Source organism: Rhodanobacter sp. FW106-PBR-R2A-2-24 (assembly GCF_058789615.1).
Genome location: NZ_JBYTBV010000002.1, coordinates 325,456 through 349,393, shown reverse-complemented (window position 1 = coordinate 349,393; position 23,938 = coordinate 325,456). Strand labels below are relative to the sequence as shown.

The following is a 23,938-nucleotide window of genomic DNA, read 5'->3' as shown; positions in this document are numbered from 1 at the left end:
GTGGTTCAGCGGGCGGTGTCGTGGCGGATGGGGCTGGCGGGTGCAACGGAGGGCGGGGCTGTTTCGCTTGGCGGCGGGATCGGCATGGCCTCGTCGCCGGTGCGCAGGCGACGCTGGATCAGCGCCAGGCGCTGCAGCAGTTCCTCGCGCGCGGCATCGGCATAGGGATTCTCGCGCTGGATGGCGGCGAACAGGTGGCCGGCGTCGCCGCGCACGGCGGCCAGCATGTTGGCGAGGCCGAGAAAGGACGGCGGCGCCACCGAGAGCTCCTCGCCCACGCCCATTTCCACCAGCGCACGGGCAATGAAGAAGGCCAGCGCGTGCGTCCTGGCCATGGCGCGGTCGTGCGTGGCCGGGTCTTGCGTGACGACGGTGCAGCCCAGCGAGGCGAACAGCGCGCGCGTGCGCGCGGCGGCGGCGGGGTGCGCCGGGCTGGGGCAGACCACCGCGCGCAGCGGCTCGCCACGGGCGAGGCTGAGCGGGCCGAACAAGGGATGGGTGCCGGCGTGCGCGATGGCCGCGCCGAGGTAGTCGTCCAGCAGGGCGCAGGGTTGTTCCTTCACGCTGCCCACGTCGATCACGGTCTGCGCCGGGTCGAGCAGCGGGCGCAGGCTGGCCAGCGCATGGCCCAGCAGCGGCACCGGCATCGCCAGCACCACCCAGTCGGCGCCAGCCACCGTCGCGGCGAGCGAGGCGCCGGTCAGCGCGGGCGGCACCTCGGCGTGCGGGTCGTGCACACGCACACCGTGGCCGGCGGCCTGCAGCAGGTCGGCGAAGGCCTGGCCGAAACGGCCATAGCCCAGCAGCGCGAAGATCATCGTGGACTCCGTGGGCCGGATGGTACGGCTGGGCGTACAGCTTGGCGGGTTGTCGCAGCCGCCGGTTTGACGGCCGTCATCCGGGCTGCCGTCCTGCGTCAAGCTGCCACGCTGCGGTCGCGTCCGGCGGCCTTGGCGCGGTAGAGCGCGGCGTCGGCGCGGGCGACCAGCGCGGCCGGCGGTTCGGCGGGCAGGCGGGTGGCCACGCCGAGGCTGATGGTGATGTGGATATCGCCATCGGGCGTGGCGACCGTCATGCCTGCCACCGCGCGGCGGATGCGCTCGGCGGTGGCCATCGCGGCGACGGCGGAGCAGGCCGGCAGCACGGCGAGGAATTCCTCGCCGCCGTGACGCACGGCAAGGTCGTTGCCGCGCAGTTCACGTCGCAGTTGCTGTGCCAGCGCCACCAGCACGCTGTCGCCGCTGGCGTGGCCGTAGCGATCGTTGACGAGCTTGAAGTGGTCGATGTCGAGCATCAGCACCGACAAGGCTTCGTGGCGGCGGTCGCTGTCGATGCAGGCGGTGACCAGCCGCGCTTCGGCATGGCGGCGGTTGGCCAGGCCGGTGAGCGGGTCGTGGCTGGCGTCGCGGTGGGCGGCGAGCAGGCGCTCCAGCAGCAGCAGCTGGCTCTGGCCGGTCCACAGGCCGGTGGCCACGATCAGCACGAACAGCCAGAGATGACTCCAGAAATGGGTGTCCAGATGGCCATGTTCCAGCCATAACAGCAGGCCGAGCTGGCTGGCGGCGAGCAGGGCGGCCAGCAGGCTGCGGCCCCATGGCAGCGGGAACAGCGCCAGCTGCGCGGCCACCAGGTAGGGAAACAGGCCATAGCCGATCAGGAGGGCGTGGCCTTGCGGCGGCACCAGCCATTGCAGTGCGCCGAAACCGGCGGCCTGCACCGCGATCAGCAACCACATCGCGCCCAGGCCGGGCAGTCGATCCGCCCGCCAGGCCAACAGCAGCAGGGCAATGGCCATGGCCAGGCGCAGTGCCAGCGCGATTTCGGCCCGCGCCGGGTCGAGGGCGAGGAAATCCAGCACCGCCCAGCCCAGCGTGAGCACCGCCAGCGCGCGCGCGAAGGCGGCGGCGCGCGTGCGCACCAGCGCTTCGACGTGGTCGCGGCATTCGGGCGCGATGCGCCAGCCGGCCCGGAAGGCGGCGGCGAAGGCGCGCAGGCTGCTCAGGCCGATGCCGACCATGTGCCGTTCGCCAGGGCGTGCTCCAGCGCGTGGCGCGCGGGAGCGAGGTCGATGGCGTGCCGCGCCAGCCAGGCCGGGTCGAACAGCGTCTCCGCGTAGCGTTCGCCGGGGTCGCCGAGCAGGCTCACGATGCTGCCGCATTCGCCGCGTTCGCGCATGCCGGCGGCCAACTGCAGGCAGGCCACCAGGTTGGTGCCGGAGGAGCCACCGTAGCGGCGTCCGAGCAGGTCTTCGAGCTTCCACGCGGCGGCGATGGACGATGCGTCAGGCACCTCGATCACGGCGTCGACCACCTCGAACAGGAAGCCCGGCTCCACGCAGGGCCGGCCGATGCCTTCGATCAGGGTGGGCTGGCGCGCCAGCGCCCCGCGATCGCGGGTGCGCCAGCCTTCCACGAAGCCGCTGCCGCTGGGTTCGGCCACGCACAGGCGGGTGTCCAGGCGGCGGTAGCGCAGGTAGCGGCCGATGGTGGCCGAGGTGCCGCCGGTGCCGACGCCGCAGACGATCCACGCCGGTACCGGCTGCGGCTCGCGCGCCATCTGCTGGAGGATGGATTCGGCGATGTTGTTGTTGCCGCGCCAGTCGGTGGCCTGCACGGCCAGGCCGAACTGGTCGAGGTGGCAGGCGCCGCGCGCGGCGTGCTCGGCGGCACGCGCATGCACCTGGCCGGGGTCGTCCACCAGGTCGCAGGCGCCGCCCAACGCCTGCACCGCGTGGATCTTGCGTGGCGCGGTGCAGGCCGGCATCACGGCGGTGAAGGACAGCCCGAGCAGGCGCGCGAACCAGGCCTCGGAGATCGCCGTGCTGCCGGAGGAGGCGTCCACCACCGGCTGGCCCTCGCGCAGGCGGCCGTTGCACAGCGCGTACAGGTACAGCGAGCGGGCCAACCGGTGCTTCAGGCTGCCACTGGGGTGGACGGATTCGTCCTTGAAGTAGAAGTCGATGCTGTCGAAGCCGGGAAAATTGAGCTTGAGCAGATGGGTGTCGGCCGAGCGCGCGGCTTCCTGCACGAGCATCTCCAGCGCGCGTTGTTCCCAGCGGCGCGCCGTGGCGGAGGGTGGCGGGATCAGTGTTGCGGGTGCTCCCATGTGGCGGCTCCGGCGTGGCCCAGCGCGCAGGCGCGGCGGGCGAGAAAATCGAAATAGCGCTCGATGTAGCTTATGCCGTTTTCGCGGTCGAGCAGATAGGGGTTCATCAGCGTGTGACGCAGGATCATCAGCCGGCCGGCGTCGTCCTCGGCCAGACTGGCCGGATCCAGCCCCAGCGCACTCAGGATGCGCGCGGTTTCCGCCGGGCCCAGCAGCTCCGGACGCAGGCTGGTCACCGAGCCGAAGAACTCCTTGGTCTGCAGTGGTTGCGAAGGGTCGCTGCGCAGTTCGTCGTGCAGCGCGGCCACGAAGGCGTTGGCGGCGGCCACGCGGGTGTTGCCGCGCGGATTGAGCGCCAGGCATACCAGGTTGCTGTCCGGCGCGAAGGGCACCAGCACGTGGGCACAGTCGGCAAGTTCCAGTGCGAGTTTTTTCGCGCCGGCGTGGAAGGCCTCGGCGGCGCGCACGGTGGCGCGCGGCAGGCGTCCGAAGTGGGCGTGGTCGAGCGGCAGCACCTTGTGCGTGACGTACACCGCGGCGGCGGCCGCGCCGGATTTGGAGCCCTCCGGGATGTATTGGCCCAGGCTGCGGTAGCGCGTGAGGTAGTCGCCGGCCGTCTCGCCGTGGAACACGTAGTCGGCGCGTTCGGCCAGCAGCGCCATCGCGCGATGGTCGCGGCAGACGAAGGCGCCGCTGCCGTAGGGCAGGTAACCGAGTTTGTGCGGATCGACGGTGATGGAGTCGGTGTCGCCCAGCGCGGCGAAGGCGGCATGCACGGCCGGGGTGGGGAAATCCACGTAGTCGGCGGCCACCTCCTCGCGCGTGCGCAGCGAGCCGTCCTCGTGGCGGAACACGGTGGCCAGGTAGCCGCCCCAGGCGGCGTCGACGTGCACGGCGAAATCCAGCCCCTGTGCACGGGCCGCCGCGCGCGCGGCCAGTACCTGGTCGATCGGGTCGATGGTGCCGTACTCGGTGCCGCCCAGCACCGCCACGCCCAGCAGCACGCTTTGCCGCTCGCGGGCGAAGCGCGCCAAGGTGCCGCGCAGTGCATCGGCGTCCAGGCGCATGCCATGGGTGGGCAGGAGTTCCAGCTGGTCGCGGCCCAGGCCGAGGAGCTTCACGCCCTTGCTCCACGAATAATGCGCGGTGATCGGCACCAGCACCTTGGGTACGTTCAAGTCGGGGTGGGCGGCGAAGAAACCGGGCAGACCGTGCTGCTCGATGCGCTCGGCTTCCACCCGCGCGATCCAGCGCTTGCGCTCGCCGGGCGCCTGCGCAGCCAGCCAGCGCTGCCAGGCTTCCAGCAGGGCGATGCCGGCTGCTGGCGAGAGATTGAAGGCGGCCCAGTCGTCTCCCGGCAGGGCAAGCTCTGGCACCTTGGCCGCGCGCAATGCCACCGGGAAGGCCTTGAGCGCCAGCGCGAGGCGCAGCGCCTGGTAGTTAGCCAGGGTGCCACCGGAAGTGAGGTGACCGAAGGCACAACCCGGTTGCGACGGGTCGTGCGGGTAGCCCAGCATGCGCGCCAGTTGCAGGCCGGCTTGCACTTCCAGATCGACGGTGACCGGCGCGGCGTCCTCGCTGACGTTGTTCGGGTTGTAGGGCAGGGTGAGGATCTGCGCCGCCAGCCCCGGCAGCAGCAGGTCGCTGGCCATGTGGCCGATGTAGCGCGGGCTGTGGAAGGGCACCGACTTCTTCAGCTGCGCGGAAAGCTGGTGCAGCTCGCGGCGCATGCGCGACTCGAAGGCGAGGTAGTCGGGATGGTGCGCGGCGGCGGTGCCGATGGCCGGCGGGTCTTCCGGGTGGAAGTTGCGCCGCCAGTACACGTGGTCGCGCAGAAACTCCACCACCAGTTTTTCCAGGAGGGCGTCGTTCTCGCCGTAGGGGCCGAGGAAGCAGGCGTCCAGCGCGTGGTCGCGCGGGGCGTCGGCGGGAAAGGGGCGGGCGGCGCTCATGGGGGCGAGGGTCATGCGGACGGAAGTTGGCGCAGCATCGGCGAGCCCGCGTCGGCCTGCCCTGACTTGCGTCATCCGGGCGCGCGATGGGCTGCCTGGTCATCGTTCACGTTGTCGCGACGGCCGGCTGGATTTGATGCGCGTCAAGAGCCTGGTGTGGCCCGATGGGCGGCGGCGCGCGACCGAAACTCCGTCCGCGCGCCGGGAGCAAGGACGCCGAAGCGGCCGCCGGCGGCCTCTTTCGACGTCGTTCCTGCGGGCCTGCGCTCGGGGCGAATGGTGGGGTGTCGGCCAAACCTTGCCGTCAATCAGGTAGGGTGTGGTCAGGCGATCCGGCGGTGGGGTGGGTATTGGCTTATGCGGGCATCGGCAAGCGCATGAACCAGCGCGAGGCGCAAGAACGCAGCGCTTTTCGCGAACGCTTCTACCGAAGCGTGGCGGAGACGCTTGTGCTGCTGCACGCCACGCCCGACCGCGACCGCCGACAAACCATGGCGGCGGTGGCCGGCATCCTGGTGTCCACCATGGATTTGCCCCTGGTCTGGATCGGCCGACGCGAACCCGCGCGCATGGTCGTCGAAACGCTGGCCGCCGAGGGCGCCGCGGCGGGGTATGCCGTGGCGCTGCACTTGAGCGCGGATGCCGCCGACCTCGGCGGCAGCGGCCCGGTGGGGTGGGTTTTGCGCGAGGAAAAGCCGCGCCTGATGCTGGCGGAAGCGCCCGAGTTCGCGCCGTGGCGGGAGGCCGCGCGGCGCTATGGCCTGGGCGCCATCATCGTGGCGGCCTCGCGCACGCGCGACGACGGCCAACTGGTGCTCAGCGCCTATGCCGACGCCGGCGGCCCGGCCTTTGGCGAGGAAATGCTCGACTGGGCGCAGCGCCTGGTGGACGAGCTGGCCCGCTTCTGGGATCACCAGCAACTCCTGGAGCGCAGCCTGCGCATCAATCGCTATCGCAGCGCACAGCGGGCGATCCAGCGGACGCTGCTCGAACAACCCGATCCGGACGCGGTGTACCGCACGTTGGCCAACACCCTGGTCGACATCGCCGGCGCGGCGGCGGTGGACGTGCTGATGGCGGTGGACGGCGATCCCATACTGCACCGCGTGGCGCTGGTGGGCCCGATCAGTGACGTGATCGAGCGTCTGCCGCCGCCGCCACGGCGTGACGATGGCGCTGCGCCGGTCGTGCCCACCGAGACGTTCATGCGCGGCGTGCCGGTGATCCGGCGCCATCCCCGCAGTGTGGGCGATGGCGCCCGTTCGTTCCACCCGCTGCTGCAGGAGCACGCGGGCGCGGTGGGCTGCTGGCCGCTGTTGGGCGGCGATGATGATGGCGCTGGCCGGCGCGTGCCCATCGGCGTGTTCGTGGTGGCGGCCACCGAGGCCGATGCCTTCGACGATGATCTGCGCCTGCTGCTGGACGAGATCGCCGAGGCCACCGGTCTCGCCTTGCGCCAGCATGCGCAGCGCGATGCCCTGCAGCGGGAGAAGGAGCGGCAGACCTATCTGGCGCTGCACGACGATCTCACCGGCCTGTCCAACCGGCGCGCGCTGGTGGATCACCTGGATGCCGTGCTGCAGCGCGCCGATCGCCTTGGCAGTCAGGTAGCAGTGGGCCTGCTCGACCTGGACGACCTGAAGCCGATCAACGACAAGCTCGGCCATGCCGCCGGCGACGCGCTGCTGATCGAGATGGCCAATCGCTTCCGCGCGCTGCTGCGCGCCGGCGACTACGTGGCACGGTTGGGCGGCGACGAGTTCGTGCTGGTGTTCGAGAACCTGGACGCGGCGGCAGATCTGGATGGCCTGCTGCACCGTCTGGACGAGTCCCTGCGGCAATCCCTGACCCTGGCCGGCACCACGGTGTCGGTGGGCGCCAGCCTCGGCGTGGCGCTGTATGCGAGCGGCTGCGGCGTCACCAGCGAGCAACTGCTGCGCCGCGCCGACCAGGCGATGTACCAGATCAAGGCGCGCAAGCGCAGCCGCACGCGCTGGTGGTCGCTGGTGGCACCCGACGGCAGCGCCGACGTCTCGGTCGAGCCGGAGGTGACGCCGAGCTACGGCAAGGAGGCGGCCTCGCTGCTGAGCACTTGTCGCGAACTGTGGGCGCCGCGCCTGCCGGGCATCGTCGCCGACTTCCACCGGCAACTGCTCGCCCACGACGGCATCGTCTGGCTGCTGGAGCTGCTGCCCGAGGCCGACCAGCGGCATTTCGAGGCCTACCTGCATCAGCATCTGCACGTGCTGATGCAGCCGGATCTCGACCTGGCCAGCCACCGCGCCCGGGCGATCCGTGCCGGCGAGTTCTACGCCGCCTGCGGGCTGGAGGAGGTCTGGTTGCTGGAGGCGATCGAGCAGTTGCGCGACACCCTGGCCGGCGCGCTGCTGGTGGCGGGCCAGCTCGGCCGGCAAGCGCTGGCGGTGTTGCTGCAGCGCCTGGGCATGGAACGGCAATGGCAGTTGGAGAGCATGCGCGAGCTGCAGCGCCAGCGGGTGGCCGTGCTGGCGCGCGTGCACGCGCTGGCCTGGTCGGCCGACAGCTACCTGGCCCTGATCCAGGGCGTGGCCGACATCCTGGTATCGCACAAGGAAGTGCTCGCCTGCGCGGTGGGGCGACCCGATGCGGCCGGGCAGTTCACCTACGAGGCGGTGGCCGGCGAGGCCTTCACCCGCTACCTGCGCGCGATGGTCAGCGGGCAGGCCGCCGCCATCCGTATCAACAGCGACCGTCCCGAGGGACGCGGCCCCAGCGGACGCGCCTGGCATACGGCCACCATCCAGCGCTGCGGGCATTTCAGCACTGACCCGGCGATGGCCAGTTGGCGCGAACTCACGCCCGACCTCGGCGTGGTCTCCAGCGTCTCCATCCCGCTGTGTCCGCAGCCACGCAAGCCGGTGGCGGTGCTGGGCATCTTCAGCGCCTATGCGGGTGGTTTCCACAGCGAGGACCAGCAGGCCTTCCTCGAACAGATCAAGACCGTGCTCGACCTCGCCCTGGTGCGTCTGGCGCCGCCGCGCCCCGGGGCCGAAATGCTGCCGTTCTTCGAGCGCGAGCATTGGCGTGCCGCGATCGCCACCAGCGCCCTGGAAATGCACTACCAGCCGCTGGTGCGGCTGAGCGATGGCAAACCGGCGGAGATCGAGGCGCTGGCGCGCCTGCACGTCGAGTCGGGCGAGCGGCTGGCACCGGGCCGTTTCCTGCCGGCGCTGGGGGCGGATGATTTGCTGACGCTGTTCGACCAGGGTCTGCAACAAGCTATGACCTGTCGTCGCGACTTGCTGGCGCTGGGTCATGCGCTGGATGTTTCGGTCAACCTGCCGGCCGAGGCGCTGGGCGATGCGCGCTATGCCGAAACGGTGATCCGTGCCATCGATGCCGGCGACTGCGTGCCGCAGGCCTTGTTGCTGGAAGTGCTGGAATCCTCCTCCGGCGTCGAGCCGCAAGCTGGTTACGTCGATGCCGGCGTGCAGGCGCTCAAGGCACGTGGCGTGCGGCTGGTGGAAGACGATCTGGGTGCCGGCTACAGCTCGCTGATCCGCCTGCGCCAGTGGCCGTTCGACCGCGTCAAGATCGACCAGGCCATCGTCGGGCAAGCGCATTCCGACCCCTTGGGCACGCTGCGCTTCATCCGACAGCTGATCCGCATTGGCCACGACATGGGTTTGGAAGTGGTGGTGGAAGGGCTGGAGACGCTGGCACTGGTGGAAGCCGCCGCCGTGCTTGGCGCCGACATCGGGCAGGGTTATGCGCTGGCGTATCCGATGCCGGCGGCCGCCCTGCGACAGTGGCTGGCGACCTACCACGGCAACCCTGCGGGTACAGTGCCGCACACCGGTCTGGGCGCGCTGGCCGGCGAGTTGCGCTGGGAGGAGCAATTCCTCGCCTTGCCGGCCGAACCCGGGTTCTGGGCACAGCATGCGCGACCGGGCTGCCTGCCGGGCGAATACCTCGCCGGCCCGGGGGTGGAGGCGGCCCTGCCGGCGGCGCATGACGCCATGCATCGCGCGGCGGTGGCCGGGCCGGGCGACGTGGGCTACCGGCATGCGCGCGATGTTTTCCTCGGCTTGCTGGTGGCGCACGTGCTGGCGGCAGCGCCGGACAAGGCGAGCTGATGCCGGGCTCAAGTCTGCACGGCGGCAGCCGATCTACCAGCATGACCCGCCTTGCGTCGGCGGCCACGCCAGAGGCGCCGCCATCCGGCATCGCCATCGGCGCCGTGTTTGGCTGCTTGGCAAAAACCACGGGGGGAGCGTGACCCATCGCCCTGTCCATCGGTCGGAAATCGAGTTGGGCAAACCCTTGCCCGGCGACGTCTTCGACGTCAGGGGCAACCTGTTGTTGCGCGCCGGACACGTGATCTCCAGCCAATGGCAGCTGGAAATGCTGCTGGGCAAGGCCGCGCTTGCGGACGACGATGCCGCTCCGGACGAGGCACCACCCACTGCCGCGGCCAGGGGCACCAATTCCGCGCTGGCGCAGGTGATGTCCGCGCGCGCGATGTTGCACACCTTGCTGGTGAGTCCGCCGGCCACCGGGTTTCCGGAGGAGGTCATGGACGTCGTCAGCCTGCTCGAGCAAGCCTGCCAGCGGGATGCCGACCAGGCGCTGGCGACGATACTGATGTGTCGCGAGGGGCCGTACTCGGTGCGCCATGCGGTCAACGTGGCCATCGCCTGCCAGGTGGTGGGTACGTCGCTGCGGCTGGCGCCCGAGGAAGTGATGCTCACCGTGGCGGCGGCGCTCACCATGAACATCGGCATGGTCGACCTGCAGGATCGCCTGCACGAGCAGGCCGGGCCGCTGAGCGAAGAGCAGCGTGCAGAGGTGCATGGCCACTGCGAACGCGGGGTGGCGATGCTGCGCGCGCACGGGGTGGCTGATGAGCTGTGGCTGGACACCGTGCGCGACCACCACGAGCATCCCGATGGCAGCGGTTATCCGGCGGGCAAGATCGGCGAGGCAATCAGCCTGCCGGCCAAGTTGCTGGCGCTGGCGGATGTGTATTGCGCGCGCGTTTCCAGCCGCGATTCCCGCCCGGCGATGTCACCCAACCTGGCGCTGCGCTGGCTGTTCCTCGGCGAGGGCACCGTCACCGACGAGCATCTGGCGGCGCCCTTCATCAAGGCGCTGGGCATCTATCCGCCGGGCACCGGCGTGCGCCTGCGCAATGGCAGCGTCGCGGTGGTGGTGCGGCTCGGCCCGGCTGGCCACCAGCCGCACCTGGCCTTGCTCGCCACCAGCGATGGGCTGCGGCTGGAGCGCCCGATTCGCACCGGTGGTCGCGGTGAAGCCTTCACCATCGTCGAGGTGGTCAATCTCGATGCCATGCGGCTGGAGCCGTCGATGGGGCAACTCTGGGGGCCGGAAGGCGTGGCTTGAACGCCGGTGAAAAAAAAAGCCCCCGGCCATACGGCCGGGGGCGCTCAAACCGAGACAAGCTCGTGACTTACTTGCCCAGCGACAGCGTGCCGTTCATCAAGGCGGCGTGGCCGGGGAAGGTGCAGAAGAAAGCGTACTTTTCGCCGGCCTTGAGCTTGGCCACGTTGATGGTGGCGGTGTCGGACTGGCCGCCGCCGATCAGCTTGGTATCGGCGATGATGCGGGTGTCGCCGGCCTTCTCGTAGTTGCTGGCCGGACCGGCCTTGGAGCCGTCGGCGAGCACGCCCGCCTTGTCGGCCGGCGCGGTCAGCACCCAGTTGTGGCCCATCGCGGCCACTGGCAGCTTGCCGGTGTGCTTGAGTGTCACCTTGAAGGTCTTGCAGGCCTTGGGCACGGTGATCTCGTGCACGTTGTACTGCATGGCGTCGTTGGCTTCGACGGTGGAGGCACACTGGGCGGCCATCAGCGGGGTGGACGCCAGGCCGAGCAGGGCGAGGACAATCAGTTTGCGCATGGGTTTCGCTCCTTGGGGAAAGTGGACGACGCGATTGTGCGAGTCGTGCCTCCGGCCGACCCTGATCTGCGTCAGTCACGGGTGCGGGGCTTTGTCGCAGCCATACCTGCCTCTTGGAGCTGGCTCGATGTCGCCAGCTACACCAGCGACCAGGCGATTTCCTCGCCGGCGCGCATGGGCACCAGCTGGCCTTCGCCGAAGCGTTGTCGCTCGGGCACGCGCCAGGGCAGCCGCTCCAGCGTGATCGCTTCGCGGTTGCGCGGCAGGCCGTAGAAATCCGCGCCATGGAAGCTGGCGAAGGCTTCCAGCCGATCCAGCCGACCGGCTTCCTCGAAGGCCTCGGCGTACAGCTCGATGGCGGCGTGCGCGGTGTAGATGCCGGCGCAGCCGCAGGCGGCCTCCTTGGCGCCCTGTGCGTGCGGAGCGCTGTCGGTGCCGAGGAAGAAATGCGCATCGCCGCCAGTGGCCGCCTCCAGCAGCGCCTGGCGATGTGTCTCGCGCTTGAGCACCGGCAGGCAATAGTGGTGCGGGCGGATGCCGCCGGCGAAGATCGCGTTGCGGTTGAGCAAGAGGTGATGCGCGGTGATGGTGGCGCCCACGTGCGCCGGCTGCTCGCGCACGTATTGCACCGCGGCGCGCGTGGTGATGTGCTCCAGCACCATGCGCAGGGTGGGGAAGCGCGCACGCAGCGGAATCAGCTCGCGTTCGATGAATGCTTGCTCGCGGTCGAAGATGTCCACCGCCGGGTCGGTCACCTCGCCGTGCATCAGCAGCGGCAGGCCGTGTTCCTCCATCGCCGCCAGCACGGCCTCCACATTGGCGAGGTCGCGCACGCCGGCCTGCGAGTTGGTGGTGGCGCCGGCCGGGTAATACTTCACCGCGTGCACGAAGCCGCTGGCCTTGGCCAGCACGATCTCCGCCGGCGTGGTGGCCTCGGTGAGGTAGAGCGTCATCAGCGGCTGGAACGAGGTATCGGTGGGCAGGCAGGCGAGGATGCGTTGGCGATAGTCGGCGGCCTGCGCCACCGTGGTCACCGGCGGCTTCAGGTTGGGCATCACGATGGCGCGGGCGAACTGCCGCGCGCTGTCGCCCACCACCGAGGCCAGCGCCGCGCCGTCGCGCAGGTGCAGGTGCCAGTCGTCGGGGCGGGTGAGTTCCAGGTGCGTGATGGTCATGGCAGCGTGGCGGTTTGATCGATCGGGGCGCCATGGTATCGGATGCACCGGGTGCGCGGCGATGTGCGGGCGGTGCGATGGCCTACTATGAACGTCTTCGTCAGACGAGTTGGAGACGTTATGCGACTAGCGTTCATGGCTGGTGAGGCATGCCGCATCGTGCGGTATTTCCAGGTGGTGTGTTTGGCGCACGCAAGTACGCGCCGCCGTGCAGCCGTCGCTGGCGCGACCGCTTCGTGTGCGGTCGGCCGTGGCCGGGTTTTGCGTGGGGAAAACGTGCGAGCGCTCCGCTGGTGCGGCGGTTTTTTCGTGGCCATGTTGTCCATGCCGTTGATCGTGTGCGCCGCCGCGCCAGCGCCGGTGGCGCGCGTGGCGGCGGGCACGTTGTCTGGCACCCACGATGCGAAGGCCGGGCTGGACGAGTTCAGGGGCATCCCCTATGCCGCGCCACCGGTGGGCGCGTTGCGCTGGAAGCCGCCGCAACCGGTGGCGGCATGGCACGGCGTGCGCCGCGCGGATCATTTCGCGGCGCGCTGCATGCAGCGACCGCTGTATGGCGACATGGTGTTCCGCTCCAACGGCATCAGCGAGGACTGCCTCTATCTCAACGTGTGGATGCCGATCCAGCGCAACGGCAAGCTGCCAGTGCTGGTGTATTTCTACGGCGGCAGCCTGCTCGCGGGCGATGGCTCGGAGCCGCGTTACGACGGTGCCAGCCTCGCACGACGCGGCATCGTCGTGGTGACGGTGAACTACCGGCTCGACGTGCTCGGCCTGCTCGCCCTGCCACAGCTGGCCGCCGAATCGCCGGTGCACGCCACCGGCAACGACAGTCTGCTGGACATGGTGGCGGCGCTGCGCTGGGTGCGCGACAACATCGCCGCGTTCGGCGGCGATCCGGCGCGGGTCACCATCGGTGGCGAGTCGGCCGGATCGATGGCGGTATCGGTACTGATGGCCTCGCCGCTGTCGAAGGGACTGATGCAGCGCGCGATCGGCGAAAGTGGTGCGATGCTGGGCAACCTGGCGCCTGAGCCGCTGTCGCTGGCCGAGCGGCGGGGCAGGGACTTCATGCGCAAGCTGGGCGTGCATACGTTGGCCGAACTGCGCGCGATGCCCGCGGCCGACCTGTTCAAGGCACTGGGCACGTCGGATAGCGACAGTTTTAATCCGACTATCGACGGCTATTTCCTGCCGCGCGCGCCGGTGGCCATCTACGCCGCCGGTGAACAGGCGCACATTCCCTTGCTGGTCGGCTCGAACTCGCAGGAAGGCGATTACGCGAGCCTGCTTGGCCCGCAGGCGCCGACGTCGGGCAACTACCACGCCGCGCTGCGGAAGCAATTCGGTGCGGCACATCTTGGCGATGCGCTCAGGCTCTATCCGGGCGGCGACGAGGCGCAGGTGAAAGCCTCCGCCAGCGCGCTCGCCAGCGACCAGTTCATCGCCTTCTCCACCTGGTGCTGGATGGACTGGCAGCGTCGCACCGGGCAGGCGCCGGTGTATTACTACCGCTTCGGGCAGCCGCGCCCGGCAAGGCGCGACGGCAGCGCTGGCCCGGGCACCGGCGCGGTGCACAGCGGCGAGATCGAATACGCGCTGGGCAACCTCGCTGGCAACCCCGTCTACGCATGGACGGCCACCGATCGCCGCGTGTCGGCCGTGATGGAAGGCTACTTCGCCAACTTCATCAAGACCGGCAACCCCAATGGTGCGGGCCTGCCGCATTGGCCGGCGGTGGCCAACGAGGATGGCGGCTTGCTGCGCCAGGCCATCGGCGCCGACACCCACGCTTACATCGACCGTCACGCCGCGCGCTACGAGTTCCTGCGGCGCGCGGAGCCCGACGCGCATCTGTGAGTGCTAACGTTTCGTGGCGAGCACGCCGTCCAGGGCGGGCTGTGCGTCGAAGCCGGCTTGTTCCAGCCGCCGGGCCACCTCGCGCGGCACGTCGCGGCCGCTGGTGAGCTGGTTCGGACGGCCGGTGTAGTGGAACAGCTTGCCACCACGGCGCAGCACGCGCGCCAGCTCGCGGTAGAAGGCCAGCGCATACAACTCACCGGCGATGCCGAAGCGCGGCGGGTCGTGCAGCAGGGCGTCCACCGAGGCGCTTGCCAGCCCGGCGATGGCCTGCGCCACGTCGGCCAGGGTCAGCACGAGGCGGCCGCCATGTTCCGCCGCCGCGGGATCGGGCGACCACGGGTTCAGCGTGCGCAGCCACAGCACGTCGGGGTTTTTCTCGAAGGACAGGATGCGCGCGGCGCCCGCTTCCAGACAGCCGGCGGCGAAATAGCCGAGTCCGCCGCAGGTGTCCAGCACGGTCTTGCCGCGCGGCTCGACCAGCGCCACCTTGTGTCGCGCATCCTCCAGCGGGGAGGCCTTCGACGTGGGCAGCATCTTGATGCCGTCGATCTCGAAGGTGGGCACGTCCCATTCGGTGGGCACCAGTTTGATGAGCGAGCCGGCAAAGCGTGCCACCGGCGCGAAGGCCTCGCCGTCCCAATGGTGGATGGCGCGCTCCTTCGGCAGCGCCGGCCACGGATAGTGTGTGCCACGCCACCACCAGCCGTCGTTGTCCAGGCGTGCGGTGCCGGTGGAACGGCCCAGGTCGAGCGAGCCGGTCCATGCATCGGCGTGGGCGTCGCGGGCGGCAAGCAGCGCCGCGGCGGTGGGGCGGGTAAGCAAGGGGCCGGTGTAATGCAGCAAGGCGGACGGTTCCGGTGAAGGCAAGCCCGCAGTTTAGGACAGCCTCCATGGCGTTGCCCCGGCATGGTGTGCAGCGGCAAGTCGTTTTCGAAACGTGGCGTTCACGACGCTTTGATGTTTGGATGGCTAAAAAGCCCGGCCCGCTGGTTGCGTGCGCTGGGCGACGAGCGGTGGCGATTGGCCTGTACACACTTCTTGATCTACGTCAATTGAGCAAAAAGTAGTGCCCTTCGTTGACTAAAGGATTGCCTCACCCTGCCGTCAAGCTCCTGCCGTACCCGTTCTGTGCAAGGTGACGGAGAAGGCGCGCGTGGCGCGTTCGGCCACGGTGCGTGGTGTCGATGGAGCAAGAGACTCTTTGCTGCGAACCGTGAGGCAGGGGTCGTCTGGCGCAGACGACGTGCCTGCAGGTTCGGACAGGGGGTGTTTTCGGGGCTATGGAAATTCGCATGACCCAAACAAGGCTGGATGCGTGGAAAGAGATGCTCGCCGACGTGTATCGCGCACGCCTGGATCGTCACTTGCCGCTGGCGCTGGCGGTGCTTGCCGTACTGTTGCCGTTTGCGCGCGGCCTTTCCTGGGCGGCGTTCGGCGCCCTGGCCTGCGTGCTCCTGGGCATGGCTGGTGCCGGACTGCATGCCTGGCGTCGGGCGCCGTCCAGCGAGGCGGCGCGCCATCGCCGCGAGGTGGAGCAATTCTTCGCCGGGCTGGATGAGCTGGAGCAGGAAATCACCTCGCTGTGGGCGCGGCAGATCGACAGCGTACGCGAGGACAGCAACCGCGCCATCGTCGAGTTGAGCCAGCGCTTCTCCGGCATCGTCGACAAACTCGGTAGCGCAGTGGACGCCTCGGAGCGCTCGGCCGGCTCGAATGACGGCGGCGCGCGGGGCCTCAGCGCGGTCTTCGCGCACAGCGAAACCAGTCTGAACGCGGTGACCCAGTCGCTGCGCACCGCCATGGGGCGCGGCGACGAGATGCTGGGCAGCGTCGGCAACCTCGCCCAGTTCATCGAGCGCCTGCGCGAGATGGCCACCTCGGTATCGAGCATCGCCCACCAGACCAACATGCTGGCGATCAACGCCACCATCGAGGCCGCGCATGCCGGCGATGCCGGGCGCGGCTTCGCGGTGGTGGCCAACGAGGTGCGCAGCCTGTCCGCGCTTTCCGGTGAAACCGGCCGCGAAATGGGGCGGCAGGTGGAGGCGATCAGCGCGGCCATCCACGCCGCCATCGACGGCGCCGAGGCGTTCACCCGCGAGGATGCCGCCTCCGCCGCCAACGCGGAGCAATCCATCGCCGGCGTCCTCGACAGGTTCCGCCGCGTCACCGGCGAGCTGGCCGGCAGCGCCGCGCAATTGCGCTCTACCGGCGCGGAAATCCGCAGCGAGGTGGCCGAGGCGCTGGTGTTGCTGCAGTTCCAGGATCGCGCCAGCCAGATCCTCGACCACGTGCGGAACAACATCCAGGCCTTTCCATCCTGCCTGCACCAGGGCGGCGAAGCGTACCGCCAAGGCGGCCATCTGGCCGCCATCGACTGGTCGCGGCTCAGGCAGGAACTGGAGAACTCCTACGCGACGCGGCAGGAGCACCGCACCCACGCCGCTGGCGGTGATGTGGCCGACGGCGACGACGTGACCTTTTTCTGACGGAGCAGCAAGGCATGGCCAGGACCATCATGATCGTCGACGACTCCGCCTCGCTGCGCCAGGTGGTGTCCATCGCCCTGAAGGGCGCCGGCTACGACGTGATCGAGGCCGAGGACGGCCAGGACGCGCTGAACCGGCTGGACGGTCGCCGCATCCACCTCATCATCAGCGACGTGAACATGCCGGTCATGGACGGCTTGAGTTTCGTGCGTGCCGCCAAGCAGCTGCCGGACTACCGCTTCACGCCGGTCATCATGCTCACCACCGAATTCACCGAGGAAAAGAAGCGGCAGGGGCAGGCCGCCGGCGCCAAGGCCTGGGTGGTCAAGCCGTTCCGGCCGGAGGTGCTGCTGGGCGCGGTGCAGAAACTCTGCCCAAGTTGATGGTGCTGCCGACGCCTTGACGAGGAAGTCCCCTCCACCGTTGCGGAAGCGAAGGAACCCCATGCCAACGTTGCGCATTGAAGGCGAATTGAGCGTCTACCGGGCCGCCGAGCTCAAGCAGACGCTGCTGGAACAGTTGGAGACATCGACGCGGCTGGAGCTGGATTTGTCGGCGGTCGACGACATCGACACCGCCGGCCTGCAATTGCTGCTGCTGGCGCGGCGCGAGGCGCGCCAACGCGAAGGCGGCTTGCGCATCGTGGCGCAAAGCGCCGCCGTGGACGACATGCTCGCGCTGCTGCAGCTCGATGCCGCCCTCGACAACGTGCCGCGCAGCCCTTCAGCGCAGGGCGGCTGACATGGATCTCGACCAGGCGTTGCAGACCTTCCTCGCCGAAAGCCGCGAGCTGCTCGAAGACATGGAGCAGGCCCTGCTGGAGGTTGGCGAGCCGGCGGACGATGCGGAAGGGGTGAACGCGATCTTCCGCGCCGCACACACCATCAAGGGTTCCTCCGGCCTGTTCGGGCTGGATCGCACCGTCGCCTTCACCCATGTGATGGAAAGCGCGCTCGACCGCGTGCGCCGGGGCGAGCTGGCGCTGGATGGGCGCCTCATCGCCACCCTGCTGGCCTGCCGCGACCATCTGGGCGCGCTGATCGACGCGGTGGCCGATACCGGTCGCGACGAGGCCGCAAGCCTGGAGGCACCCGGCGCATTGCTGCTCGCGCAGTTGCGCGAGCGACTGGGCGAGCCGACGCCCGCCGCGGCGGGCGACGGCCCCGCGTCATTCGCAGCGGCCGCCGTGGCCAAAGGCGACGAAGGCGCCGACGCAGACGCCGAACTGTGGCACCTCTCGCTGCGCTTCGGCGCCAACGTCTTGCGCGACGGCATGGACCCGCTGGCCTTTCTGCGCTACCTCGGCCGCGTCGGCAGCCTCCGTGGCGTGGCCGTGCTGGACGACGCCCTGCCGGCGGTGGCGGCGATGGAGCCGGAGGCCTGCTACCTCGGCTTCGAGGTGGCGCTGGAAAGCGCGGCCGACAAGGCCGCCATCGAAAACGTGTTCGAATTCGTGCGCGACGACCTCGAACTGCGCATCCTGCCGCCGCACAGCCGCCTGGCCGAATACCTGCGGCTGATCCGCGAGCTGCCCGAGGACGACGCGCGGCTGGGCGAGATGCTGGTGCAATGCGGCTCGATCACCCAGGCCGAACTCGACGCCGCACTCGACGCGCAGACCGTGCAGATGGCGCGCGCCGATGCGGTACGCCAGCCCATCGGCGAAATCCTGATCGCGCAAGGCGCCGCCGTGCCACCGGTGGTTGAGGCCGCGCTGGCCAGGCAGCAGGTGGTGGAGCGCAAGGCGCAGGAAAACCGCTCCATCCGCATCGATGCCGACAAGCTTGACCAGCTCATCAACCAGGTGGGCGAGCTCATCACCGCCGGCGCCAGCATCGGCCTGGTGGCCAAGGATCGCCGCGATGCCGAGTTGCAGGAACGCGCCAGCGTGCTGGCCGGCCTGGTGGAGGCGGTGCGCGACAGCGCGCTGCAACTGCGCATGGTGCGCATCGGCAGCGCCTTCAGCCGCTTCCAGCGCGTGGTGCACGACGCCGCGCGCGAAATCGGCAAGGACATCCGCCTGCTGACCAGCGGCGAGGACACCGAGCTGGACAAGACCGTGGTGGAAAAGATCGGGTCATCGCGGATCAGTGTGGGTGAATTTTGGCGTTTTCGGGTAGCGGCGGCAGGAAGCTGGCGATGACCTTGAGCCTCAGGTAGTCCTCGTCGCGGTAGCCGTAGGCGCTGCGCTGGATGACGCGGATCTTGTTGTTGAGGCCTTCGACCAGCCCGAGACTGACCTTGTGGTCGGGCTGGCAGTAGGCGGCGATGCCGTCCCAGTGGCGCTCGATCATGTGCCCGAACTTCTGGTACGGCGCCAGGCGCTGCCAGCGCAGGCTCTGCTTCCAGCGCTCGAAGAACACCCGTGCGCCGCGCTCGGTGCGATAGCTCCACAGCTGCCCGAAGGATTCCTTCAGCAGGTAGGCGGTGTGCAGGCGCTTGTTCGCTGCCAGCAGCTTCTTGAGGGCGGCGCGTCCGTCCAGGCTAAGGTTCTCGCGGTGGCTCAGCAGTGTGTAGCGCTGGCCCTTGATGTAACTACGGTCCTTGCCCTGCAGGCGCTTGTATTCGTCGCGGCGCACCTGGTCGAGCGCGTCGCCGAGGTGACGCAGGATGTGGAATTTGTCGAAGGCGATGGCGGCGTGGGGGGCGTTCCTGGCGACCGAGTTGCGGAAGGGGCGCCACATGTCCATCAGCGCCAGTTCGATGCGCGCACTCTTGGTCGGCCCCAGTTCGGCGAAGAAGCGATCGATGTCCGCCTCGGTGCGGCCTTGCCCACCGAACCAGATCGGCCGCCTCTGCTCCAGGTCGCTGACCACCACGCGGTAGTCGTGGCCCTTGTGGATGGCGATCTCGTCGATGCCGATGGCGCGCGGCGCGGGCAAGCCGGCACGGCGCACCTGCTCGGCCATGTACAACTTGGACAGGTCCTTGACCGTGCCGTCGTGCAGGCGCTCCAGCTCGGCCACCGCCTTGTTCGTCATGCTGCGGCAGAGGTTGCCCACGTGCAGGGCGAAGCGCGCGGTGTAGCGCGGATTGGTCGCCAGCCAGTCCAACCGCTCTACATGCACGCCGCCGCACCCGGGACAATCCACCCGCCAGCGTTCGTACTCCACGTACAGGAACCAGCCGGCCACGCGCAGGTCGCGGCTACGGCAGGTTTTCTGGTCGTAACGCCCGCGGCAGCGATGGCCGCAGCGCGAACACACGGCCGTTTTTTTCGGCGCCGAAGTTGGACGATGCGTGCCTTTGGATCGCCGAATTCGCCCGCCAGCGTCGCCGCCGCATCGAAGCCGGGGAAGGAGAACAACTCGCGCAGACTGCGGCCTGTCTTCATCGCACAACCTCGCTCACCGAGTCGATGCAGGAATCAACCGCCCACCTGCTGGCCGAAGATGGCTTGCCAGAGGAGGTTTACGCAAGCCTTTGCCGGCGTGGACGCCCACACGATTCCGCGATGAGCCAAAAGATCGTCGACCCGATCACCCACCTGGTGCGCAACGCCATCGACCATGGCATTGAATCGGCCGCCGAACGTGCCGCGCGCGGCAAGCCGGCGCAGGGCACGGTGGGACTGAACGCCTGGCACGATTCGGGCGCCATCGTGATCGAGGTCAGCGACGACGGCGGCGGGCTCAAGCGCGAGCGCATCCTCGCCAAGGCCATCGAGCGCGGCCTGCTGAAGGAGGGGGCCGAACTCGCCGACAGCGACATCTTCGAGCTGATCTTCGAGCCGGGTTTCTCCACCGCCGAGGCAGTCACCAACCTCTCCGGCCGCGGCGTGGGCATGGACGTGGTCAAGCGCAACATCACCGCGCTGCGTGGCAGCGTGGGCATCGCCAGCACGCCGGGCGTGGGCACCACCATCACCGTGCGGCTGCCGCTCACGCTCGCCATCATCGACGGCTTCCAGGTCAAGGTGGGCGACACCGCCTTCGTGCTGCCGCTGGAGACGGTGGACGAGTGCGTGGAATTGGCCGCCGAACCCGGCCACGACTACACCAACCTGCGCGGCCAGGTGCTGCCCTTCATTCGCCTGCGCGAGCTGTTCGACGTCGATGGCACGCCGCCGCGGCGCGAGAACATCGTGGTGCTGGCCTGTGCCGGCCAGCGCGCCGGCCTCGTGGTCGATGCGCTGATGGGCGAAATCCAGGCGGTTATCAAGCCGATGGGCCGCCTGTTCGGGGCGGTGAAGTGCCTCAGCGGCAGCACCATCCTTGGCAGCGGCGACGTGGCGCTGGTGCTCGATGTGCCGGCACTGGTGGATCAGGTCATGCGGCGCGGCGCGTGGCAAACCCACGCGCCACCGGCCGGCGTGGCCACACCTTGAGTCTGCTCATTCTTCCTTGGTTTATCGCAGGAGCAAGCCATGTTCCGGAACATGAAGATCGGTGTGCGGCTGGGTTTGGGGTTCGGTGTGCTGGTGGTGCTCATGCTGGCGGTGGCCTATCTCGGGATCGGTCGCCTCGCCATCATGAATGGCGAACTTGAGAATGTGGTCAACGGGCATCTCGCCAAGGTCGAATTAATTTCTGGCATGCAGAGCGATTTGGGCGATGTGGCCAGTGCGGTGCGAGGCGTCTTGCTCGCCGACAGTCAGGCGAATGCGCAGCAACAGACGGATCAACTCGATCAATCCAGGCAGTCACTTTCGGATGCCATGACCAAGCTTGACAAGCTGGAGATGGACGGAAAGGGTGCCGATCTCATGAGCAAGATCGACACCAGTCGACTGCACTATCTGGATGAAACCAAGCAGGTTCTGTCGCTGGTTCAAGCAGGTAAGAAGGATGCGGCCATTCAGTCCGTTAATGCGAACCTGATGCCGGCGTTCAAAACAGCCAAAGCAAGCATGGACGCCATGCACGACTATCTACGCGATGGTCTGAACCGCTCCCGCGATCAATCCGAGCTGGACTACCAAGCCGCCCGCCGCCTGATGTTTGCCCTGACCGCCGTCGCCCTGCTGCTGGCCATCCTTGCCGGCCTGTGGGTGACGCTCGGCATCACCCGGCCGCTGCGGTTGGCGGTGGACGCCGCCAACCGGCTGGCGCAGGGCGACCTGGCCGTACGGATCGAGGTGAACAGCACCGACGAAACGGGCCAGTTGCTGCACGCCACGCAGAACATGGTGAACAAGCTCGCACAGATCGTGGCCGAGGTGAACGGCAGCGCCGAAGCCCTGGCCAGCGCCTCGGAGGAGGTCAGTTCCACCGCGCAGTCGCTGGCGCAATCGGCCAGCGAGCAGGCCGCCGGCGTGGAGGAGACCAGTGCCTCGGTCGAGCAGATGAACGCCTCGATCTCGCAGAACACCGACAACGCCAAGGTCACCGACGCGATGGCCGGCAAGGCCGCCGAGGACGCCGCCGAAGGCGGCAAGTCGGTGGATGCGACGGTGAACGCGATGCGCGACATCGCCAGGAAAATCGGCATCATCGACGACATCGCCTACCAGACCAATCTGCTGGCGCTCAATGCCGCCATCGAAGCCGCGCGCGCGGGCGAGCACGGCAAGGGCTTCGCCGTGGTGGCCACCGAAGTGCGCAAGCTGGCCGAGCGCAGCCAGGTGGCGGCGCAGGAAATCGGTGAGCTGGCCTCCGGCAGCGTGGAGGTGGCGGAAAAGGCCGGCAAGCTGCTGGGCGAAATCGTGCCCAGCATACGCAAGACCTCCGACCTGGTGCAGGAGATCACCGCCGCCTCGGTGGAACAATCCTCCGGCGTGGGCCAGATCACCACCGCGATGAACCAGTTGAGCCAGGCCACCCAACAGAACGCCTCCAGCTCGGAGGAACTGGCCGCCACCGCCGAGGAAATGAGCGGCCAGGCCGAGCACCTGCAGCAGCTGATGGCCTTCTTCAAGCTCGACGAACAGGTCGTGGGCGCGTCCGCCGTGCGCAAGGCGCCGGCGAGCGCGCGCAAGAACGTGGTGCGGCTCAAGCCCAGGCCTGTTGGCGAGCTCATGCCGGCCTCCAGCCGCGAGCCCGACGAAGCGCACTTCACCCGGTACTGAGGCGAGGCCATGAACGCAGCAGCCCAGACCCTGGCCCAGCCCGCCGCCGCGCGGCCGATCGACGACACGACGCAGTACCTCACCTTTCAGGTCGGCAGCGAGTCCTTTGCCATCGGCATCCTCGGCATCAAGGAGATCATCGAGTACGCCGGCCTCACCGAGGTGCCGCTGATGCCCCGTTGCATCCGTGGCGTCATCAACGTGCGCGGCGCGGTGGTGCCGGTGCTCGATCTTGCCGCGCGCTTCGGCCGCCAGCCCACCGCCGTCACCCGGCGCACCTGCATCGTGATCGTGGAAGTCGCCAGCGGCGACGAACGTCACGACATGGGCATACTCGTCGACGCGGTCAGCGCGGTGCTGGAGATCCCGCTGGCCGAGATCGAGCCGCCGCCGGCCTTCGGCGCCCACATCCGCACCGACTTCATCGCCGGCATGGGCAAGGTGGAAGGGCGTTTCGTGATACTGCTGGATGCCGACAAGGTGCTGTCGGTGGAAGAGCTCGGCGCGCTTGCCCGGACGGGAGCCGTCGCCGACGCCGGCGAGGCGGTGGCGCCATGAATGCGCCGTTGCCGCGCCCGACGCCGTCCGGTCGCGCCGGCACGGCGCCGCGGCCGCTGGCCGCGGTGGCGGGGCCGGTGGCCATCTCGGATCGCGAGTTCGTCCAGTTCCAGCGCTTCATCCACGAGGCGGCGGGTATCGCGCTGGCGCCGGCCAAGCAGGCGCTGGTCAGCGGCCGCCTGGCCAAGCGCCTGCGGCAGCACGGGCTGGACAGCTTCGGGGCGTATTTCCGCCTGCTGCAGAGCGGCAAGGCGCCCGGCGAAACGCAGGTGGCGATCGACCTGCTCACCACCAACGAGACCTATTTCTTCCGCGAGCCCAGGCACTTCGACCTGTTGCGCCAGCATGCGGCGGCCACGCGGCGGCGTACCGACATGTTTCGCGTGTGGAGCGCGGCCAGCTCCAGCGGCGAGGAGGCCTACAGCATTGCCATGACCCTGGCCGAGGCCCTGAATGAGGCGCCCTGGGAAGTGGTGGGCACCGATATCTCCACCCGTGTCCTGGAGCAGGCCCGGCGCGCGCATTACCCGGTGTCGCGTTGCCGCAACATTCCGGCCGCCTTCCTGCGTCGTTACTGCCTGCGCGGGGTCGGCGAGGAACAGGGCAGCCTCCTGGTGGATCGTGCGCTGCGTGGTCGCGTGCGTTTCCTCCATGCCAACCTCAATGCGGCCCTGCCCGCGCTGGGCAGCTTCGACGCCATCTTCCTGCGCAACGTGATGATCTACTTCAACGCGGACACCAAACGCCGGGTACTCGAGCGGGCGCTGGCCCAGCTCAAGCGTGGTGGGCACCTCTATATCGGCCACGCGGAGAGTCTGGGCGACATGGCGGGCAGCCTGGAGATGCTGGCACCTTCCTCTTACCGAAAACCCTGAGCCGTGGGCAGGAACCTG

Annotated in this window: 16 protein-coding genes and 5 pseudogenes; 13 read left to right on the top strand and 8 right to left on the bottom strand. The window is 69.0% G+C overall.

All coding sequences use genetic code 11. The features are described 5' to 3' along the window. Nucleotides 1-5: 5 nt before the first annotated feature. From AC3WQA_RS02645 to AC3WQA_RS02630, 4 genes are all read right to left on the bottom strand, one after another. Nucleotides 6-818: a prephenate dehydrogenase/arogenate dehydrogenase family protein gene (locus AC3WQA_RS02645; RefSeq protein WP_492673551.1), complete on the bottom strand. Its 813-nt coding sequence runs from the start codon at nucleotides 816-818 to the stop codon at nucleotides 6-8. Nucleotides 819-916: 98 nt separating this feature from the next. Then, the gene (locus tag AC3WQA_RS02640) at nucleotides 917-2,017 is read right to left on the bottom strand and encodes a GGDEF domain-containing protein (protein WP_492673550.1); all 1,101 of its coding nucleotides are present in this window, start codon (nucleotides 2,015-2,017) and stop codon (nucleotides 917-919) included. Further along, a complete protein-coding gene (locus AC3WQA_RS02635) occupies nucleotides 1,999-3,105 on the bottom strand; it encodes a PLP-dependent cysteine synthase family protein (RefSeq protein WP_492673549.1) in 1,107 nt (368 codons plus the stop codon). Before AC3WQA_RS02635 ends, AC3WQA_RS02640 begins: the two co-directional genes overlap by 19 nt. Continuing rightward, nucleotides 3,084-5,057: a pyridoxal phosphate-dependent decarboxylase family protein gene (locus tag AC3WQA_RS02630; RefSeq protein WP_492673548.1), complete on the bottom strand. Its 1,974-nt coding sequence runs from the start codon at nucleotides 5,055-5,057 to the stop codon at nucleotides 3,084-3,086. Before AC3WQA_RS02630 ends, AC3WQA_RS02635 begins: the two co-directional genes overlap by 22 nt. 377 nt (nucleotides 5,058-5,434) lie before the next feature. Here AC3WQA_RS02630 and AC3WQA_RS02625 point away from each other — a divergent pair, with 377 nt between their 5' ends. Beyond that, a complete protein-coding gene (locus tag AC3WQA_RS02625) occupies nucleotides 5,435-9,172 on the top strand; it encodes a diguanylate cyclase domain-containing protein (RefSeq protein WP_492673547.1) in 3,738 nt (1,245 codons plus the stop codon). A 139-nt stretch (nucleotides 9,173-9,311) separates the two neighbouring features. Beyond that, nucleotides 9,312-10,439, top strand: a complete 1,128-nt coding sequence (locus AC3WQA_RS02620) for an HD-GYP domain-containing protein (RefSeq protein ID WP_492673546.1) — start codon at nucleotides 9,312-9,314, stop codon at nucleotides 10,437-10,439. 67 nt (nucleotides 10,440-10,506) lie between these two features. Here the strand turns inward: AC3WQA_RS02620 and azu are convergent, their stop codons facing one another. Beyond that, nucleotides 10,507-10,953: an azurin gene (gene azu / locus AC3WQA_RS02615; protein WP_492673545.1), complete on the bottom strand. Its 447-nt coding sequence runs from the start codon at nucleotides 10,951-10,953 to the stop codon at nucleotides 10,507-10,509. A gap of 137 nt (nucleotides 10,954-11,090) precedes the next feature. After that, nucleotides 11,091-12,128, bottom strand: coding sequence for a dihydroorotase (gene pyrC / locus AC3WQA_RS02610; protein WP_492673544.1), 1,038 nt, complete (start codon nucleotides 12,126-12,128; stop codon nucleotides 11,091-11,093). A gap of 315 nt (nucleotides 12,129-12,443) precedes the next feature. On the opposite strand from pyrC, the gene AC3WQA_RS02605 reads away from it, so the two are divergent. Next, nucleotides 12,444-13,988, top strand: a complete 1,545-nt coding sequence (locus AC3WQA_RS02605; RefSeq protein ID WP_492676306.1) for a carboxylesterase/lipase family protein — start codon at nucleotides 12,444-12,446, stop codon at nucleotides 13,986-13,988. Nucleotides 13,989-13,991: 3 nt separating this feature from the next. Here AC3WQA_RS02605 and AC3WQA_RS02600 read toward each other — a convergent pair whose 3' ends face one another. Beyond that, complete coding sequence (locus AC3WQA_RS02600) at nucleotides 13,992-14,834, bottom strand: class I SAM-dependent methyltransferase (RefSeq protein ID WP_492673543.1); 843 nt, start codon at nucleotides 14,832-14,834, stop codon at nucleotides 13,992-13,994. A 449-nt stretch (nucleotides 14,835-15,283) separates the two neighbouring features. Between AC3WQA_RS02600 and AC3WQA_RS02595 the strand changes: the two genes are divergently transcribed. From AC3WQA_RS02595 to AC3WQA_RS02575, 5 genes and pseudogenes are all read left to right on the top strand, one after another. Next, the gene (locus AC3WQA_RS02595; RefSeq protein ID WP_492673542.1) at nucleotides 15,284-16,480 is read left to right on the top strand and encodes a methyl-accepting chemotaxis protein; all 1,197 of its coding nucleotides are present in this window, start codon (nucleotides 15,284-15,286) and stop codon (nucleotides 16,478-16,480) included. Between the two features lie 14 nt (nucleotides 16,481-16,494). Next, complete coding sequence (locus AC3WQA_RS02590) at nucleotides 16,495-16,863, top strand: response regulator (RefSeq protein WP_492673541.1); 369 nt, start codon at nucleotides 16,495-16,497, stop codon at nucleotides 16,861-16,863. Between the two features lie 61 nt (nucleotides 16,864-16,924). Next, nucleotides 16,925-17,221: an STAS domain-containing protein gene (locus AC3WQA_RS02585; RefSeq protein ID WP_492673540.1), complete on the top strand. Its 297-nt coding sequence runs from the start codon at nucleotides 16,925-16,927 to the stop codon at nucleotides 17,219-17,221. Beyond that, nucleotides 17,172-17,516 (top strand): annotated as a pseudogene (locus AC3WQA_RS02580) (Hpt domain-containing protein); the annotation flags it as partial. The gene AC3WQA_RS02585 and the pseudogene AC3WQA_RS02580, both read left to right, overlap by 50 nt. A gap of 624 nt (nucleotides 17,517-18,140) precedes the next feature. Beyond that, nucleotides 18,141-18,557 (top strand): annotated as a pseudogene (locus tag AC3WQA_RS02575) (chemotaxis protein CheA); the annotation flags it as partial. A 10-nt stretch (nucleotides 18,558-18,567) separates the two neighbouring features. Here AC3WQA_RS02575 and AC3WQA_RS02570 read toward each other — a convergent pair. Then, nucleotides 18,568-19,686 (bottom strand): ISL3 family transposase, encoded by a 1,119-nt coding sequence (locus tag AC3WQA_RS02570; RefSeq protein WP_492673495.1) that lies wholly within the window; start codon nucleotides 19,684-19,686, stop codon nucleotides 18,568-18,570. 257 nt (nucleotides 19,687-19,943) lie between these two features. On the opposite strand from AC3WQA_RS02570, the pseudogene AC3WQA_RS02565 reads away from it, so the two are divergent. The 5 genes and pseudogenes from AC3WQA_RS02565 to AC3WQA_RS02545 all read left to right on the top strand — a co-directional run. After that, nucleotides 19,944-20,807, top strand: a pseudogene (locus tag AC3WQA_RS02565) (chemotaxis protein CheA); the annotation flags it as partial. Nucleotides 20,808-20,846: 39 nt separating this feature from the next. Beyond that, nucleotides 20,847-21,341: pseudogene (locus AC3WQA_RS02560) on the top strand (MCP four helix bundle domain-containing protein); the annotation flags it as partial. 144 nt (nucleotides 21,342-21,485) lie between these two features. Beyond that, a pseudogene (locus AC3WQA_RS02555) lies at nucleotides 21,486-22,487 on the top strand (methyl-accepting chemotaxis protein); the annotation flags it as partial. Between the two features lie 9 nt (nucleotides 22,488-22,496). Further along, complete coding sequence (locus AC3WQA_RS02550; protein WP_492673539.1) at nucleotides 22,497-23,045, top strand: chemotaxis protein CheW; 549 nt, start codon at nucleotides 22,497-22,499, stop codon at nucleotides 23,043-23,045. Nucleotides 23,046-23,110: 65 nt separating this feature from the next. Then, nucleotides 23,111-23,920 carry a CheR family methyltransferase gene (locus AC3WQA_RS02545; protein ID WP_492676305.1) on the top strand — a complete coding sequence of 270 codons (810 nt, stop codon included), beginning with the start codon at nucleotides 23,111-23,113 and terminating at the stop codon, nucleotides 23,918-23,920. Nucleotides 23,921-23,938 lie beyond the last annotated feature (18 nt).

Excerpts from the sequence above, each read along its gene's own strand:
- AC3WQA_RS02645 (WP_492673551.1), bottom strand. The coding sequence starts at position 818 with ATGATCTTCGCGCTGCTGGGCTATGGCCGTTTCGGCCAGGCCTTCGCC.
- AC3WQA_RS02640 (WP_492673550.1), bottom strand. The coding sequence starts at position 2,017 with ATGGTCGGCATCGGCCTGAGCAGCCTGCGCGCCTTCGCCGCCGCCTTC.
- AC3WQA_RS02635 (WP_492673549.1), bottom strand. The coding sequence starts at position 3,105 with ATGGGAGCACCCGCAACACTGATCCCGCCACCCTCCGCCACGGCGCGC.
- AC3WQA_RS02630 (WP_492673548.1), bottom strand. The coding sequence starts at position 5,057 with ATGAGCGCCGCCCGCCCCTTTCCCGCCGACGCCCCGCGCGACCACGCG.
- AC3WQA_RS02625 (WP_492673547.1), top strand. The coding sequence starts at position 5,435 with ATGAACCAGCGCGAGGCGCAAGAACGCAGCGCTTTTCGCGAACGCTTC.
- azu (WP_492673545.1), bottom strand. The coding sequence starts at position 10,953 with ATGCGCAAACTGATTGTCCTCGCCCTGCTCGGCCTGGCGTCCACCCCG.
- pyrC (WP_492673544.1), bottom strand. The coding sequence starts at position 12,128 with ATGACCATCACGCACCTGGAACTCACCCGCCCCGACGACTGGCACCTG.
- AC3WQA_RS02605 (WP_492676306.1), top strand. The coding sequence starts at position 12,444 with ATGTTGTCCATGCCGTTGATCGTGTGCGCCGCCGCGCCAGCGCCGGTG.
- AC3WQA_RS02595 (WP_492673542.1), top strand. The coding sequence starts at position 15,284 with ATGACCCAAACAAGGCTGGATGCGTGGAAAGAGATGCTCGCCGACGTG.
- AC3WQA_RS02590 (WP_492673541.1), top strand. The coding sequence starts at position 16,495 with ATGGCCAGGACCATCATGATCGTCGACGACTCCGCCTCGCTGCGCCAG.
- AC3WQA_RS02585 (WP_492673540.1), top strand. The coding sequence starts at position 16,925 with ATGCCAACGTTGCGCATTGAAGGCGAATTGAGCGTCTACCGGGCCGCC.
- AC3WQA_RS02550 (WP_492673539.1), top strand. The coding sequence starts at position 22,497 with ATGAACGCAGCAGCCCAGACCCTGGCCCAGCCCGCCGCCGCGCGGCCG.